The sequence below is a fragment of the Cupriavidus sp. UBA2010 genome (genome assembly GCF_002335265.1).
GTDB classification, from domain to species: Bacteria; Pseudomonadota; Gammaproteobacteria; order Burkholderiales; family Burkholderiaceae; genus Cupriavidus; species Cupriavidus metallidurans.
The window spans coordinates 36,041-52,249 of sequence record NZ_DDCI01000036.1 but is presented as its reverse complement, the minus strand read 5'-3'; the positions used below and the strand labels follow the sequence as shown (position 1 = coordinate 52,249).

The 16,209-nt window shown below is 66.0% G+C and carries 13 protein-coding genes; 8 read left to right on the top strand and 5 right to left on the bottom strand.

Annotation, left to right across the window (positions count from 1 at the left end; genetic code table 11):
• Positions 1–3: 3 nt before the first annotated feature.
• The 5 genes from B2246_RS27485 to B2246_RS27465 all read right to left on the bottom strand — a co-directional run bounded on the left by B2246_RS27485 (position 4) and on the right by B2246_RS27465 (position 7,786).
• On the bottom strand, positions 4–420 hold the full coding sequence (locus B2246_RS27485) for a gamma-butyrobetaine hydroxylase-like domain-containing protein (protein ID WP_008644381.1): 417 nt from the start codon (positions 418–420) through the stop codon (positions 4–6).
• 70 nt (positions 421–490) lie between these two features.
• Positions 491–2,401 (bottom strand): ABC transporter ATP-binding protein/permease, encoded by a 1,911-nt coding sequence (locus tag B2246_RS27480; protein WP_008644384.1) that lies wholly within the window; start codon positions 2,399–2,401, stop codon positions 491–493.
• Between the two features lie 150 nt (positions 2,402–2,551).
• The gene (locus B2246_RS27475; RefSeq protein WP_035881359.1) at positions 2,552–2,986 is read right to left on the bottom strand and encodes an HIT family protein; all 435 of its coding nucleotides are present in this window, start codon (positions 2,984–2,986) and stop codon (positions 2,552–2,554) included.
• A gap of 77 nt (positions 2,987–3,063) precedes the next feature.
• Positions 3,064–7,038 (bottom strand): FAD/FMN-binding oxidoreductase, encoded by a 3,975-nt coding sequence (locus B2246_RS27470; protein ID WP_286882490.1) that lies wholly within the window; start codon positions 7,036–7,038, stop codon positions 3,064–3,066.
• Positions 7,039–7,207: 169 nt separating this feature from the next.
• The gene (locus B2246_RS27465) at positions 7,208–7,786 is read right to left on the bottom strand and encodes a YqaA family protein (RefSeq protein WP_008644387.1); all 579 of its coding nucleotides are present in this window, start codon (positions 7,784–7,786) and stop codon (positions 7,208–7,210) included.
• Positions 7,787–8,035: 249 nt separating this feature from the next.
• Between B2246_RS27465 and B2246_RS27460 the strand changes: the two genes are divergently transcribed.
• The 8 genes from B2246_RS27460 (at position 8,036) to B2246_RS27425 (ending at position 16,177) form a co-directional block, all read left to right on the top strand.
• A complete protein-coding gene (locus tag B2246_RS27460) occupies positions 8,036–8,530 on the top strand; it encodes a (2Fe-2S)-binding protein (RefSeq protein WP_008644388.1) in 495 nt (164 codons plus the stop codon).
• A gap of 11 nt (positions 8,531–8,541) precedes the next feature.
• Entirely contained in the window at positions 8,542–10,920 is a 2,379-nt protein-coding gene (locus tag B2246_RS27455; RefSeq protein ID WP_286882491.1) for a xanthine dehydrogenase family protein molybdopterin-binding subunit, read from the top strand.
• 16 nt (positions 10,921–10,936) lie between these two features.
• Complete coding sequence (locus B2246_RS27450) at positions 10,937–11,737, top strand: FAD binding domain-containing protein (RefSeq protein ID WP_286882492.1); 801 nt, start codon at positions 10,937–10,939, stop codon at positions 11,735–11,737.
• Positions 11,738–11,813: 76 nt separating this feature from the next.
• On the top strand, positions 11,814–12,710 hold the full coding sequence (locus B2246_RS27445; protein WP_008644391.1) for an AAA family ATPase: 897 nt from the start codon (positions 11,814–11,816) through the stop codon (positions 12,708–12,710).
• Positions 12,711–12,799: 89 nt separating this feature from the next.
• Positions 12,800–13,999 carry a vWA domain-containing protein gene (locus B2246_RS27440; RefSeq protein ID WP_286882514.1) on the top strand — a complete coding sequence of 400 codons (1,200 nt, stop codon included), beginning with the start codon at positions 12,800–12,802 and terminating at the stop codon, positions 13,997–13,999.
• Complete coding sequence (locus B2246_RS27435; RefSeq protein ID WP_286882493.1) at positions 13,990–14,559, top strand: CoxG family protein; 570 nt, start codon at positions 13,990–13,992, stop codon at positions 14,557–14,559. Before B2246_RS27440 ends, B2246_RS27435 begins: the two co-directional genes overlap by 10 nt.
• On the top strand, positions 14,532–15,578 hold the full coding sequence (locus tag B2246_RS27430) for an XdhC family protein (protein WP_286882494.1): 1,047 nt from the start codon (positions 14,532–14,534) through the stop codon (positions 15,576–15,578). The genes B2246_RS27435 and B2246_RS27430 overlap by 28 nt, the downstream gene beginning before the upstream one ends.
• The gene (locus B2246_RS27425; protein ID WP_286882495.1) at positions 15,575–16,177 is read left to right on the top strand and encodes a nucleotidyltransferase family protein; all 603 of its coding nucleotides are present in this window, start codon (positions 15,575–15,577) and stop codon (positions 16,175–16,177) included. Before B2246_RS27430 ends, B2246_RS27425 begins: the two co-directional genes overlap by 4 nt.
• Positions 16,178–16,209 lie beyond the last annotated feature (32 nt).

Sequence of the window (16,209 nt, the reverse complement as noted above, 5' to 3'; positions counted from 1 at the left end):
TGGTCAATGGTGATGACCACATGCATGGCCGCCGCCGGGCGCCATGGGCGCATCGCGATCCAGCCCCGCGTCTGCCAGACGCTTCAGGTAGTCGGCCCAGAGGGCTTCCTGCTGGTCGCCCAGCCGGTACAGCAACTCCCACGAATAGATGCCGGTGTCGTGGCCATCGTCGAACCGGATCTGGATGGCGTAGTTGCCCACCGGCTCCACGGCGGCAATGCCGACGTCGCGCTTGCCGGTCTGCAGCGTTTCCTGTCCCGGGCCATGACCCTGGACCTCGGCGGACGGCGAGTATACGCGGAGTAACTCGAACGGCAGCCGCCAGGTGTTGCCATTGTCGAAGCCGATTTCGAGCACGCGCGACTGCGTATGCACGGTCAGCGCGGTGGGATGAGGGGTGTCTTTTTCGAGGCCAGCCATAGATGAAGGGCACGATGCCGCGACCCGACCACCCTCCGCCACTGCTGCGAGGCCGGCCGCGACGGCGCCGTCACGCGTCTTGTACGACCCGATAGCTTACTCCACCGCCCTCCAATTGCCCATCCCGCGGCCCGCCGCCGCTCTCATCCGAGGCATCGCCGACCGGCAGGTAATGCAGGCGGCGGTCGTGGAACGCGGCCACGGTGCTACGGTGGGCGATGCTGATGATCGCGGCATCCGGCAGGGTCTCGACCATGAGCCGGTACATGGCGCCTTCGGTTTCCTCGTCGAGCGCGCTCGTGGCCTCATCGAGGAACAGGTAGTCGGGCTTCTGCAGCAATGCACGCGCGAATGCCAGCCGCTGCTGTTCTCCCGGCGACAGCCGCAGCGACCAGTTGTCGAACACATCCAGATGCTTGATCAGCATACCGAGGCGAGCCTGGCGCAGCACGTTGGCCAGCGCTTCGCGCGAATGCGCGTTGCCGGCATCGGGGTACGACAGCGCATCGGCCAGCGTGCCGATCGGCAGGTAACTGCGTTGTGGCAGGAACAGCATGCGCTTGTGCGGCACCGTGATCTGGCCATGACCGTACGGCCAGATGCCCGCCAGCGCGCGGAACAACACGCTCTTGCCGCAACCGGAAGGGCCATTGACGAGCCAGCGCTCGCCTGGCCCGATCGACAGCGAGAACGGCGCCACCAGTGGACGTTGTCCCGGGCGCTTCAGCGGATCGACGCCTTCGTCGTCCGGGCCGGGGCCGCCGCGCACCGGCAGGGCCAGACCAAGTCCGGTAATCGTGATGCTGTTGTCGGCCTTGTCGGTGGACTCGACCACCTCGATATCGCCCGGACCCTCGTGGGTCAGATCCTCGCGCTCAGCCACGCGAATCGCTTGCTGGAAGTCGATCAGACGGTTGGCGGCCGCCTTCCAGCCGACCAGCGTGGCGTAACTATCGACGAACCATGACAGGGCGCCCTGTACCTGCCCGAACGCAGAGTTGATCTGCATAAGGCCGCCCAGCGTCAGCTTGCCGGAGAAGTAGCGCGGCGCCGCCACCAGCAGCGGGAAGATGATCGCGAACTGGCCGTAGCCCGAGTTCACGAACGTCAGCCGTCGCGTATAGCGCATCAACTGGTTCCAGTTTTCCCGGATGCGTTCGAAACGCGCGCGCAGGCCAGCCTGCTCGGTCGCCTCGCCACGGTACAGCGCCACCGGCTCGCTGTTTTCGCGCAGGCGAACCAGCATGAAACGGAAGTTTGCTTCGTACTGTTCCTGCTGGAACGACAGGCCGATCAACGGACGGCCGACGAAGTGGGTAATCAGCGAACCGACCACGGCGTAGCCGATCGCGAACCACACCATATAACCCGGGATGGTCAGTTCGGACCCGCCGAGCGCCAGACTGATCGGCCCGGACACCACCCAAAGGATGCCGATGAACGACACCAGCGTGACCACTGAGTTGAGCAGCCCCATCGACAGCGAGAGCGCGCCATCCGTGAACTGGCGCAGGTCGTCGGCCAGACGCTGGTCGGGGTTATCGGTCGAATGGGTCTGCTCGATGCGGTAGTAGGCCTGGTGGCCAAGCCAGCGCTGCATGAACCGGCCGGTCATCCATGTACGCCAGCGCATCTGCAGCATCATCTGGTAGTACTGGCGCGAGATCGCCAGCACGATGAAACAGGCCGCGATCCAGGAGAATCGCAGCAGCAATGCCTTGAAGGAGACGAAGTCGCGCTGCTCGATGGCGTTGTAGAACACGCGGTTCCACTCGTTGAGCAGCACGTTGATATAGACGATACCGAGGTTCAGCGCTACGACCAGGGTCAGCAGGCCAAGCCCCGCCTTGCGGTCTTCAGACTTCCAGTAGGGCATGATCAGCGCCCAGGTGGCAGCCAGGCGCAGGCGGCTCTGGTCCTTGAGCGCCTTGGCCGGTACGGCCGGGCCGGGGACGATGACAGACGACGGTGTGGTGGACATGGAAGACGCCCGGAATGGCCCGCGGCCTGGGGACGCCGGCAGGCATGTTGTTGTTTGACTGGTGTCAGACGCACCGCCACGGCGGTGGGTTCCTTACCAGACTGCAACGGCACTTTACCAAGGTGGCACGGCGTCGTGCCGAGGGATGCTTCAGTCGGCCGAATCCAGCGCCGAAAGTGCTGCACGCAGCGCCGGCAGCCGGTCGGCAAGTTCGGCGACGCGCGCCGCGTCGGCCGTCCGTTGCGGCGCGGCCCAGATCGCTTCCGGAAAATGCGAATCCCAGCGATAGCGCGGAATGATGTGCCAGTGCAGGTGCGGCACCATGTTGCCGAACGCGGCCAGATTGACCTTGTCCGGCGTCATCACCTCGCGGACGATCCGCTCCACACGCGCCACCAGCCGCATCAGCCAGGCCATGTCGTGCTCGTCCAGATCGGTCAGCTCGGCCACATGGTCGTTCCAGACCACGCGGCAGAAGCCGGGAAAGCGATCATGCTCGACCAGGATGACGCGCGCGCGGTCGCCCATCCAGACGAGTTCTCCACCATCGGCTTCACAGAGGGGGCAGTTGGGGGCTCGGGTCATGTGGATTGACTGGAGAGTGTTGTTTTGCTCCTCTCCCCATACATGGGAGAGAGGAGCTCATGACTACGGCCGGCGGTTTAAACCAGCACCCGCTCGATACCACCCGCGTTGGCCTTTGCCACGTACTCCGGCAGCCAGTTCTCTCCCAGCAGGTGCTTGGCCATCTCCACGACGATATAGTCCGCCGTCACCGACGCATCCTCGTTGTAGCGCGACAAACCCTGCAGGCACGACGGGCAGCTCGTCAGGATCTTCACGTCGCCATTGAAGTCGCCGTCACGCAGCTTGTCGGCGCCCTTGCGCATTTCCTCTTCCTTGCGGAAGCGGATCTGCGTCGAGATATCCGGACGCGTAACGGCCAGCGTGCCCGATTCCCCGCAGCAGCGCTCGTTCTTCTCGATCTTGCCGCCACCCTGGTTACCGCCCATCAGGTCATTGACGAGCTTGGTCGGGTCCATCGTCTTGATCGGCGTATGGCAGGGGTCGTGGTACATGTACCGCGTGCCGGTGACGCCTTCGAGCTTCACGCCCTTCTCGAGCAGATACTCGTGGATGTCGATGATGCGGCAGCCCGGGAAGATCTTGTCGAATTCATATCCGGCGAGCTGGTCGTAGCACGTGCCGCAGCTCACCACCACGGTCTTGATGTCGAGGTAGTTAAGCGTGTTGGCTACGCGATGGAACAGCACGCGGTTGTCGCTGACCATCTTCTCGGCCTTGTCGAACTGGCCGGCGCCACGCTGCGGGTAGCCGCAGCACAGGTAGCCCGGCGGCAGCACGGTCTGCACGCCGACGTGCCAGAGCATGGCCTGGGTGGCCAGACCCACCTGCGAGAACAGCCGCTCCGAGCCACAGCCCGGGAAATAGAACACGGCTTCCGTTTCGGCCGTGGTCTGTTTCGGGTTGCGGATGATCGGCACGATCTCGTTGTCTTCGATATCGAGCAACGCGCGCGCGGTCTTCTTCGGCAGGTTGCCCGGCATCTTCTTGTTGATGAAGTGAATCACCTGCTCCTGCACGGGCGGCTTGCCGACCGTGGCGGGAGGATGCTGGGTCTGCTTGCGGGCGAACTTCTTCAGCAGTTCGTTGCCCAGGCGTTGCGCCTTGTAACCCCAGCCGATCATGGCCGCACGGGTCATGTTGATCGTCTGCGGATTGGTCGCGTTCAGGAAGAACATCGACGCGGCGGTACCCGGGTTGAACTTCTTCTGGCCCATCTTGCGCAGCAGGTTGCGCATATTCATCGACACGTCGCCGAAGTCGATCTTGACCGGACAAGGCGTCACGCACTTGTGGCAGACCGTGCAGTGATCAGCCACGTCAGAGAACTCGTCCCAGTGCTTGATCGACACGCCACGGCGCGTCTGTTCCTCGTACAGGAAAGCCTCGATCAGCAGCGACGTGGCCAGGATCTTGTTGCGCGGGCTGTACAGCAGGTTGGCGCGCGGCACGTGCGTGGCGCACACCGGCTTGCACTTGCCGCAGCGCAGGCAGTCCTTGACGCTCTCGGCGATCGCCCCGATGTCGCTCTGCTGCATGATGATCGACTCATGCCCCATCAGGCCAAACGACGGCGTATAGGCATTGCGCAGGTCGGCGCCCGGCAGCAGCTTGCCCTTGTTGAAGCGGCCCTGCGGATCGACGCGCTGCTTGTAGTCGCGGAATTCGGAGATCTCGTCTTCGGTCAGGAACTCGAGCTTGGTAATGCCGATGCCATGCTCGCCCGAGATCACGCCGTCCAGCGAACGCGCCAGCGTCATGATGCGGGCCACCGCGCGGTGCGCGTCCTGCAGCATGTCGTAGTCGTCCGAGTTCACGGGGATATTCGTGTGGACGTTGCCGTCGCCGGCGTGCATGTGCAGCGCCACGAAAACGCGGCCGCGCAGCACCTGCTTGTGGATCTTCTGCGCCTCGTCGAGGATCGGCTTGAACTCGCCGCCGGAGAAGATCTTGCGCAGCTCGGCGCGGATCTCGTTCTTCCAGCTCACGCGGATCGTGCGGTCCTGCATCAGGTGGAACACGGTCGCGTCCGGCTGCGTTTGCAGACGCTGCTCGAACGCCGGGCCGAGCAGGCCCAGGCCATGCCCGATCAGCGCGGCGCGCGTGGCGGCCAACGGCGTGTCGAGGTGGTCCTGCAGGTAGCGCCAGCGCGCGCGGATTTCACGCAGCAGCGTCAGCGCGTGTTGCACGCGGTCTTCCAGCAGTTCGGCGCTGGGAATCTCGTTGGCGTCGTCGCTGCGGCCAAGCGGCAGGTTGCCGCGCGCGAAGAACGCCTCGAGCTCGTCGGTCAGCTTGAGCTTGTTCTTGATCGACAGCTCGATGTTGATGCGCTCGATGCCGTCGGTGTACTCGCCCATGCGTGGCAGCGGGATCACCACGTCTTCATTGATCTTGAAGGCGTTGGTATGGCGCGCGATGGCGGCAGTGCGCGAGCGGTCGAGCCAGAACTTCTTGCGGGCCTCGGGGCTCACGGCGATGAAGCCCTCGCCGCTCTTGCCGTTGGCCATGCGAATCACTTCCGAGGTGGCGCGGGCCACGGCGTCCTCGTCGTCACCGACGATATCGCCGATCAGCACCATCTTCGGGAACGCGTTGCGCTTGCTCTTGGTGGCGTAGCCCACCGCGCGCAGATAGCGTTCGTCCAGATGCTCCAGACCGGCCAGAATGGCGCCGCCCTCGCGCTTTGACTCGGCGTCGAGGAAGTCCTTGATTTCGACGATGCTCGGAATCGCGTCGCGCGGCTGGCCGAAGAACTCCAGGCAGACCGTGCGCATATGCTTCGGCATCCGGTGCAGGACCCAGCGCGCGCTGGTGATGATGCCGTCGCAACCTTCCTTCTGCACGCCGGGCAGGCCGGCCAGGAACTTGTCGGTGACGTCCTTGCCCAGACCTTCCTTGCGGAACTTGCGGCCTTCGATCGCCAGCGTCTCGGTGCGCAGCACCTTCTCGCCCGGCTTGCGGTTGCCGTCCGACCACTTCAGCTCGAACGTGGCCACCGGCACGTCGTGGATCTTGCCGAGGTTGTGGTCCATCCGGGTGATCTCGAGCCAGTTGCCCTCGGGATCGACCATGCGCCACCACGCCAGGTTGTCCAGCGCGGTACCCCACAGCACGGCCTTCTTGCCGCCCGCATTCATCGCCACGTTGCCGCCGATGCACGATGCGTCGATCGAGGTCGGGTCGACCGCGAACACCAGCCCGGCCTTGTCGGCGGCATCGGCCACGCGGCGCGTGACCACGCCGGCGCCGGAGAAGATCGTCGCCACCTTGCGCGACACGCCGGGCAGATCGGTCTGCTCGACTTCGCCAAGCTGCTCCAGCTTTTCCGTATTGATGACGGCAGAAAACGGCGTCAGCGGCACGGCGCCGCCGGTGTACCCGGTGCCGCCTCCGCGCGGGATGATGGTGAGACCCAGTTCGAAACAGCCCTTCACCAGGCCCGCGATCTCTTCCTCGGTATCCGGGGTCAGCACCACGAACGGGTACTCGACGCGCCAGTCGGTGGCGTCGGTCACGTGCGAGACGCGCGAGAGTCCATCGAACTTGATGTTGTCGTGCTGCGTCACCTTGCCCAGCACGCGCTGGGCGCGCTTGCGCAGCGCGTACGCGTCGGAGAATTCCTGCTTGAAGGCCTCGATCGCCTGCTTGGCGAACGCGACCAGCTGCTCCACACGGTGCGAGCGATCTTCCGCGGCGGGCTCGGCGTGCTCGGCACGGTCGGCGGCGCGGCGCTTTTCGATTTCACCCAGGCGGTGGTGCAGCGCGCTCACCAGCATCTGGCGGCGCTTGGGATTTTCGAGCAGGTCGTCCTGCAGGTACGGGTTGCGGCGCACGACCCAGATATCGCCGAGCACCTCGTAGAGCATCCGCGCCGAGCGGCCGGTGCGGCGTTCCCCGCGCAGTTCGTCCAGGATGCGCCAGGCTTCCTCGCCGAGCAGGCGGATGACGATCTCGCGATCCGAAAATGACGTGTAGTTATAGGGGATCTCGCGCAGACGCGGGGGTGCGTCCTTGGCGGCGAGCTTGGCATCGAGCACGAGTGGGGCGTTCATGGCGGGACCGCTTCCTGCTGCGCACGGGGACGGTGCGCGATTTCGTCTTTAAAGCGCGATTGTACTTCAACGCCCATGTTTGCCGCACCGCAACAACCCCGAAACCCCCCTATAACCCTTGGTTTCGTCAGGGATCTCGCCGTTTTCTGCCCGTCCGGCGCATTCCCGCTCAGAACAACCGGTGGAAGATCTGGCCCACGCCGTGCCAGAAGGAGTCCGGAATCCACAACAGGCTGCCCGTCATCGCCAGATAACGCAGGAACTTGCCGATGGCCATATAACCGACGCTGGGCCAGAACGGCATCCGCAGCCAACCCGCCAAAGTGCACAATGGATCACCAATACCGGGGAGCCAGGACACCAGCATCGTCGGGGGCCCCCAGCGGCGCATCCAGCGGAAATACTTGGCATCGAGCGCCGGCTTGCTGGCCTTCTTCGGGTGTTCCAGGTGCTGCGCGTGTTCGCGCTCATGCTGCCGATTCTGGCGCCGCAGCCGGTAGCGCACCACGGCTAGCTTGGCCGCGTAGCCCATCCACCAGTCGATGGCCCCGCCGATCGTGTTACCGAGCGTGGCCACCAGCACGGCCGGCCAGAACATATCGGGGTTGAGCTTGACGTAGCCGAACACGGCCGGCTCGGAGCCGAGCGGCAGTAGCGTGGCCGACACCAGGCTGACCACGAAAATGGCGGGCAACCCCACCGTCGGGAGGGCAAGGGTGTCAAACAGCCAGTGGATGAAGGCGTCCATGCGCTAGGAAACATAGGGCCGCGAATCGCAGGAGAACCCGCATGGCAGCACCGGTGGTTTTGTGTTTAACTGGGAGAGCCTTTTGCGTCCAATCGTTCACAACGCTTTCGCAAACCGGGCAAACCCGGCAGCACCAATATCACGAAATAGCCGTCTCAACCAAACGGCAGTACCGCGTCGTGGCCAGTCCCGCGCAGTGAATCGGGATGGATGGGGCTGGCCATGCGTGGACCCACACAGGAGACAAGCATGGCGATTCCGATCCGCCTGACGGTCAATGGCAAGCCCGTTGACGCCCAGGTCGAACCTCACACACTACTCGTCCAGTTCCTGCGCGAACACCTGCGCCTCACCGGCACGCACGTGGGCTGCGATACCGCCCAGTGCGGCGCCTGCACCGTCCACCTGGATGGCCGCGCGGTGAAGTCGTGCAACGTGCTCGTGGTGCAGGCAGACGGCGCCAGCGTGACGACGATCGAGGGCCTGGCCGTCAACGGCGAAATGCACCCCGTGCAGCAGGCGTTCCGCGAATGCCACGGCCTGCAATGCGGCTTCTGCACGCCGGGCATGGTGATGGCGGCCACGGCCCTGCTCAAGGACCGCCCCAATGCCGATGCGCAGGCGATTCGCGACCAGCTCGAAGGCAACCTGTGCCGCTGTACCGGCTATCACAACATCGTGCGTGCGGTGCAGCAAGGTCAGGCGGCCATGCAGGGCTCGGCGGCCGTGGCCAGCGCGGAATAAGGAGACCGGCCATGAACGCACCCGAAAAGCTGATCGGTTCGCCGGTCCGCCGCAAGGAAGACTATCGCTTCCTGACCGGCAACGGCCAGTACACCGACGATGTCGTCCTGCCGCACCAGAGCTACGGTTATTTCCTGCGCTCGCCGCATGCTCACGCGCGCATCAAGTCGATCGACACGTCCGAGGCGGCGGCCTCGCCCGGCGTGATCGCCGTGCTGACCGGCGATGACATGGCAGCCGACAAGGTCGGCGGCCTGCCCTGCGGCTGGCTGATCCACAGCATCGACGGCTCGCCGATGAAAGAACCGCCCCACCCCTCGCTGGCGCACGGCAAGGTGCGCCACGTGGGCGACCAGGTGGCGCTGGTCGTCGCCGAATCGCTCCAGCAGGCACGCGACGCCTCCGAGAAGATCGTTGTCGACTACGAGGAACTGCCGGCCGTGATCGGCCTGACCGATGCCTCGTCGGCAGCTTCGCTCGTCCACGACGATGTCCCCGCCAACACCTGCTACACGTGGGGCCACGGCGACAAGGCAGCCACGGACGCGGCATTCGCCAAGGCCGCTCACGTGACCACGCTGCAGATCGTCAACAACCGGCTGATCCCGAACGCGATCGAACCGCGCGCGGTCAATGCCAGCTATACGCGCCAGGATGACGGCTACACGGTCTACGTGGCCAACCAGAACCCGCACGTGGAGCGGCTGTTGATGGGGGCGTTCGTGCTGGGCCTGCCCGAGTCGCGCCTGCGCATCATCGCGCCGGACGTGGGCGGCGGCTTCGGCTCGAAGATCTTCCTCTACCCCGAGGACGTGGCACTGACCTGGGCATCGAAAAAGGTGGGACGTCCGATCAAGTGGACTGCGGAACGCTCCGAGTCCTTCCTGACCGACGCCCATGGTCGCGATCATGTGACCAAGGCTGAACTTGCGCTCGACGCCGACGGCAACTTCCTGGCGATGCGCGTGCACACCATCGCCAACATGGGCGCGTACCTGTCGACGTTCGCCAGCAGCGTGCCGACGATCCTCTACGCGACACTCCTGGCCGGCCAGTACGCCACGCCGGCGATCTATGCCGAAGTCCACGCGGTATTCACCAACACGTCCCCCGTCGATGCCTATCGCGGCGCGGGACGCCCCGAGGCCACCTACGTCGTCGAGCGGCTGGTGGAAGCCGCCGCGCGCGAGACCAACGTCGACCCGGCCACGCTGCGCCGCAAGAACTTCATCCGCACCTTCCCGTATGCCACCCCGGTGGGTCTGACCTACGACACCGGCGACTACGAGCCCTGCCTGGCTCGCGCGGAAGAACTGGCCGACGTGGCGGGATTCCCGGCCCGGCGCGCGGAAGCGAAGCAACGCGGCAAGCTGCGCGGGCTCGGCTACTCGTGCTACATCGAGGCCTGCGGGCTGGCGCCGTCGAATATCGCCGGAGCGCTGGGCGCGCGTGCCGGGCTATTCGAGGTGGGCGAGATCCGCGTGCATCCGACGGGCACCGTGACGGTCTTCACCGGATCGCACAGCCACGGTCAGGGCCACGAAACCACGTTCGCGCAGATCGTGGCGGACCGCCTGGGCATCGCACTGGATGCCGTCGAGGTCGTGCATGGCGATACGGGCCGCGTGCCGTTCGGCATGGGGACCTATGGCTCCCGCTCGCTGGCAGTGGGCGGCTCGGCGATCATGAAAGCGCTCGACAAGATCGAGGCCAAGGCCAAGAAGATCGCCGCGCACCTGCTTGAGGCATCCGACGCCGACATCGAGTTCAAGGACGGCGTGTTCCGCGTGGCCGGCACCGATCGCACCAAGACGTTTGGCGAGGTGGCGTTGACGGCGTACGTGCCGCACAACTACCCGCTCGACAAGCTCGAGCCAGGCCTGAACGAGAACGCGTTCTACGATCCGACGAACTTCACGTATCCGTCCGGCGCGTACCTCTGCGAAGTCGAGGTCGATCCCGATACCGGCGAGTCGCACGTGGTCAAGTTCACCGCTGTGGATGACTTCGGCAACGTGATCAACCCGATGATCGTGGAAGGCCAGGTGCATGGCGGCATTGGCCAGGGTCTGGGTCAGGCGATGCTCGAACAGTGCGTCTACGACCCCGAGAGCGGCCAGCTCCTGACCGGCTCGTACATGGACTACGCGATGCCACGCGCCGGAGACCTGCCCGACTTCACCGTGGAGACGTCCGCCGGCACACCGTGCACGCACAATCCGCTCGGCGTGAAAGGCTGCGGCGAAGCCGGCGCGATCGGCTCGCCACCGGCCTTCATCAACGCCATGGTCGATGCCTTGTCGCCGCTCGGCGTGCACGATCTGCAGATGCCCGCCACGCCGCATCGCGTGTGGCAAGCCATCCAGTCCGCGCAATCTGGCACCGCGTAACCGGGGAGAGCACAACATGTATGCATTCCAGTATGAACGTGCCGCCGACGCCAATGCCGCGGTGGCCAAGCTGAAGGCCGATGGCGACGCCAAGTTCCTGGCTGGCGGTCAAAGCCTGCTGGCGGCGATGAAGCTGCGCCTGGCTTCGCCGTCGACGCTGGTCGATGTGTCGCGCATTCCGGGCATGAACGGAATTCGCGTCGAGGGTGACGCGCTGGTGATCGGCGCCGCCGCGCGCCATGCCGATGTGTCGGCCAATGCCGACGTGATGCGCCGTATTCCGGCGCTGGCCGCGCTGGCCAACGGCATCGGCGACCGGCAGGTACGCGCGATGGGAACGATCGGTGGCTCGCTCGCCAATGACGACCCGGCAGCGGACTATCCCGCCGCCGTGCTCGGGCTGAACGCGACAGTCGTCACCGATCGTCGCAGCATCGCGGCGGACGACTTCTTCAAGGGGCTCTATGAAACGGCGCTCGAGCCCGACGAGTTGATCACCGCGGTGCGCTTCCCGTCGCCGGATCAGGCTGCCTACATCAAGTTCCGCAACCCCGCATCGCGCTTCGCGCTGGTTGGCGTGATGGTCGCGCGCACCGGCAAGAGCGTGCGCGTGGCGGTGACCGGCGCGGCAGACAGCGTGTTCCGGGCGCCGGCGCTCGAGCAGGCATTGGCGGCCAGCTTCACGCCAGCGGCCGCCCGAGCCGTGAAGATGGATCCGTCCGGCCTTAACGTGGACCTGCATGCGTCTGCCGAGTACCGCGCGCATCTGATCCCGGTGCTGGCGGCGCGAGCCGTGGAGCAGGCGCTGAAGGGCTAAGGCTGCGTCGTGTTTGTACCTCTCTCCCGCGCGGCGGGAGAGAGGTGCGCATAGCGACGGAACCCGCATTCTCACCATGCTCCCCACCTCGATCGACCAAACCCTCTCGCTGCTCGAAAAGCAGCAATATTTCGCCGACCGCGAGACGGCCACCGTGCTGTATCTCGCGCTTCGGATGCAACGCCCGCTTTTTCTCGAAGGCGAGCCCGGTGTCGGCAAGACAGCGCTGGCGCAAGCCATGGCGCGCGCGCTCGGCACGCGGCTGCTGCGCCTGCAATGCTATGAAGGTCTCGACGCCGCCAGCGCGCTCTACGAATGGGACTACCCGCGCCAGATCATGGCGCTGCGGCTAGCCGAAGCGCGTGGCGAACGGCCGGAGCAGCAATCGCTCTATCACGACGACTACCTGCTCAAGCGACCGCTGCTCGAGGCGCTGTTGCCGGACCCTGCCGCGCCGAACGTGCCGCGCGTGCTGCTGATCGACGAAATCGACCGCGCCGACGAACCGTTCGAGGCGTTCCTGCTCGAAGTCCTGTCGGAATACCAGGTGTCGATCCCCGAAATCGGCGTGGTCCAGGCCGAACGTCCGCCACTGATCGTGATCACATCGAACCGCACGCGCGAGGTGCATGACGCGCTCAAACGTCGCTGCCTTTACCAGTGGATGGGTTACCCGGGCCGCGACCGCGAGCTGCAGATCGTCGCGGCGCGCGCGCCCGAAGCGGCGATGGCCCTGCAACGGCAGGCCGTCGATTTCATCCACCGGCTGCGTGGCATCGACCTGTTCAAGGCTCCCGGCATCGCCGAGGCCATCGACTGGTGCCGCGCGCTGGCCGCGCTGGGCGTGACCGAACTCGATCCGCAATCGGTGCGCGACACGCTCGGCGTCCTGCTCAAGTATCAGGACGACCTGGCACGCGCGGACGGACCGACCATCGCCGAACTGCTCGCCGGGGCAGCACCGGCAGGCTGACCATGCCACGCGCCGCACCGTCCGCCCCCTCTGCCCCCTTTGCCCCCTCTGCCCGACCAGACACATCGGGCACGCCACCCCCGCTGCCGATGCTGGCCCGCAACGTCACGCATTTCATGCGGCTGCTGCGTGACACCGGGTTCGGGCTGTCGCCGGCTCATGCCGTCGATGCATTGGAAGCCCTGCGGCATATCGATATCGGCGCGCGCGACGAAGTGCGGGCCGCGCTGGCGGCACTGGTGCTATCGGGCCCCGATCAGCGCCCGCTGTTCGATGCCGCCTTCGACCTGTTCTGGCGCGACCCCGACTGGGAAAGCAAGCTGCGGGCGATGCTGCTGCCGCGCGTCGATGCGGGGATTCCGCCGCCACGACGCAGCAACCGCCTGGCCGACGCCCTGGCCGCCCGGCAACCGCCATCGCCAAAGCCGGACCAGCCGCCCCGTGAGGAACGCTTCACCGCCCCGCTTACGTTCTCCGATCAGGAGCGTCTGGCGGGGCGCGACTTCGAAACCCTGAACGCCGAAGAGTGGCGCGCGCTCCAGCATCTGGTGCGCACACGGCGCGCGCGTCTGGCCCTGCAGAAGACACGGCGTCTGCGCCCATCCACCTGCGGGACGCACGCCGACCTGCGCGCGAGCGCGCGACTGGCGGTGCGCCAGCATGGTGAATGGCTGCGCTGGAAGTACCGCAAGCGTGCCGAGCGCAAGCCGCCCGTGGTCCTGCTGCTCGATATCTCTGGCTCGATGAGCCAGTACTCGCGCGCCGTCCTCTACTTCTGCCATGCGCTGACGCAGTCCCGCGAGCGACTGCACGTCTTCCTGTTCGGCACGCGGCTGACCAACGTGACGCGCGCGCTACGCGAACGCGATCCGGACGACGCGGTGAACCTGATCACCGAACAGGTCCGCGACTGGGCTGGCGGCACCCGCATCGGTGCCGCGCTGGCAACGTTCAACCGGCAATGGGCGCGTCGCACGCTATCCGGCCGCGCCACGGTGCTGCTGGTCAGCGACGGTATCGATCTGGAGCACATCGATCTACTCGAACAGGAGATGGCCCGCCTGCGCCGCTTTGCGCATCGCATCATCTGGCTCAATCCGCTGCTGCGCTATGAAGGCTTCACGCCGCAGGCGCGCGGCATTCAGGCGATCCTGCCCCACGTCGACGCGCTGCGTGCGGCGCACAACCTGGACAGCCTGTTCGCGCTGGAATCGCTGCTGGCCGATCCCGCGCGCGTCCCGCCTGTCAATGCATTACGCCCCCAACCAGGATATTCATCATGGAAATGACCCAGACCCAGCGACTGCCCGTGCCCCAACAGGTCGCCTGGGATGCACTGAACGACACAGCGCTGCTCAAGCAATGTATTCCGGGATGTGAGAGCATCGAGCCCGACGGCGACAACGCCTACCAACTGGCGCTGACCGCCGCCGTCGGACCGGTCAAGGCGCGCTTCAAGGGGCGCATGGCGCTGCAGAACATCCAGGCGCCGGAGAGCTACACGATCCAGTTCGACGGACAGGGCGGCGCGGCCGGATTCGGCAAGGGGACGGCGCAGGTCAAGCTCACGCCCGAAGGCGACGAGACGCTGCTCACCTACGCGGTTCACGCGCAGGTCGGCGGCAAGATCGCGCAGATCGGCTCGCGGCTGGTGGATGCCGCCGCGCGCAAGATGGCCGATACCTTCTTCGCCCGCTTCACCGAGGCCGTCGGTGGCGGTGGCGCGAACGAAGACGACAACAGTACGGAAACGGAACAATCAGCCGACGCGGGGAAAACGACCGACGGCGGCGATGACACAGGAACAAAGCGGAAACGATCATGGACAGCGTGGATCTCGAAGTCCTGAAATGCAGCGTGCGCTGGCAGCAGGAAGGGCATGGCGTATTGCTGGTGACAGTCGTCAGAACCTGGGGGTCGTCGCCCCGCCCCGAAGGCGCGATGCTGGCCGTGCGTGACGACGGCCTCGTGGTGGGCTCGGTGTCCGGCGGCTGCATCGAGGACGACATCATCGACCGCGTGCGGCACGAGGGCATCCATTCGGGCCTCCCCGAAACGATCAAGTACGGCATCAGCGCGGAGGAAGCGCACCGCTTCGGCCTGCCTTGCGGCGGCACGATCGAGCTGGTGACCGAGCCGCTGTCGGCGGCCAGCGGCATCGCCGATCTGCTCGACGCGGTGGAGAGCGGCAGGCTCATCGCCCGCACGCTCGACATGGCAACCGGCGCGGCAACGCTTGGGCCAGCCGAGGCCACCGACGGCCTGGCGTTCGACGGCAAGACCCTGCTGACGATCCACGGCCCGCGCTACCGGATGCTGGTGATCGGCGCCGGCCAGCTGTCGAAGTACCTGTGCCAGATCGCCGTGGGGCTTGGCTTCCAGGTCACCGTCTGCGATCCGCGCGAGGAATACACCGAGACCTGGGACATCGCCGGAGTGACGATGGTCCGCACCATGCCGGACGACACGGTCATGGACATGAAGCTCGACGAGCGCTGCGCGGTGATCGCGCTGACGCACGACCCCAAGCTCGACGACCTGGCCCTGATGGAAGCGCTGCGCACGCCGGCGTTCTATGTCGGAGCGCTAGGCTCGCGACGCAACAACCACGCGCGCCGCGAGCGGCTCAAGGAATTCGACCTGACAGAGCTGCAGCTCGCGCGATTGCATGGGCCGGTGGGTATCTACATCGGCAGCCGCACGCCGCCCGAGATCGCGATCTCGATCCTGGCCGAAGTGATCGCGGCCAAGAACCACGTCTCGCTCCCTGACATCCTTCAAGTCGAAGGCGCGAAAGCGGCACGGGAAATCGCCGCTGGCGAGGCGGCCTGTCCAATCCTGCCCACCGCTTCGGCGGCACAGCCATGACGAAGCCCGTGCTCTCTCAATCCGACCTGCCCATCGGCATCCTGCTTGCGGCCGGCTTTGGCCGACGCTTCGACCCGGCTGGCGCACGCAACAAACTGCTCGAGAAACTGCCCGACGGCCGCACCGTGGCATGGCGCAGCGCGCGAACGCTTGCGGCGGCGCTGCCGGGTTCGATCGCCGTGGTGCGCCCCGGCAATCCCGAGCTATCGGAAGAGCTGCGCCGCGGCGGCTGCAAGGTAGTCGAATCCGCAGACGCCGAGGCCGGCATGGGCGCGGCGCTACGCGCTGGCGTGACGGCCTGCGCCGATGCGCGCGGCTGGGTCGTGGCACTGGCGGACATGCCGTGGCTGTCGATGGAACTGGTGCGTGCCGTGGCACTGACGATCACGTCGCGCGACACCATCGCCGCGCCGTGGCGCGATGGCCAGCGTGGACACCCGGTAGGCTTTGGCGCCGCATGGCGCGAGGAACTGCTGAAGCTTGACGGCGACGAAGGCGCCCGGGCACTGCTCAAGTCGCAGCCGGTGACGCGCATCCTGACCGACGACGATGGTCCGTTCCGAGACGTGGATGTGCCGGGGGATCTGAAGCAGGCGTAGTCGCCGCGGAATTTGCGGCGCCTGCAGCCTCA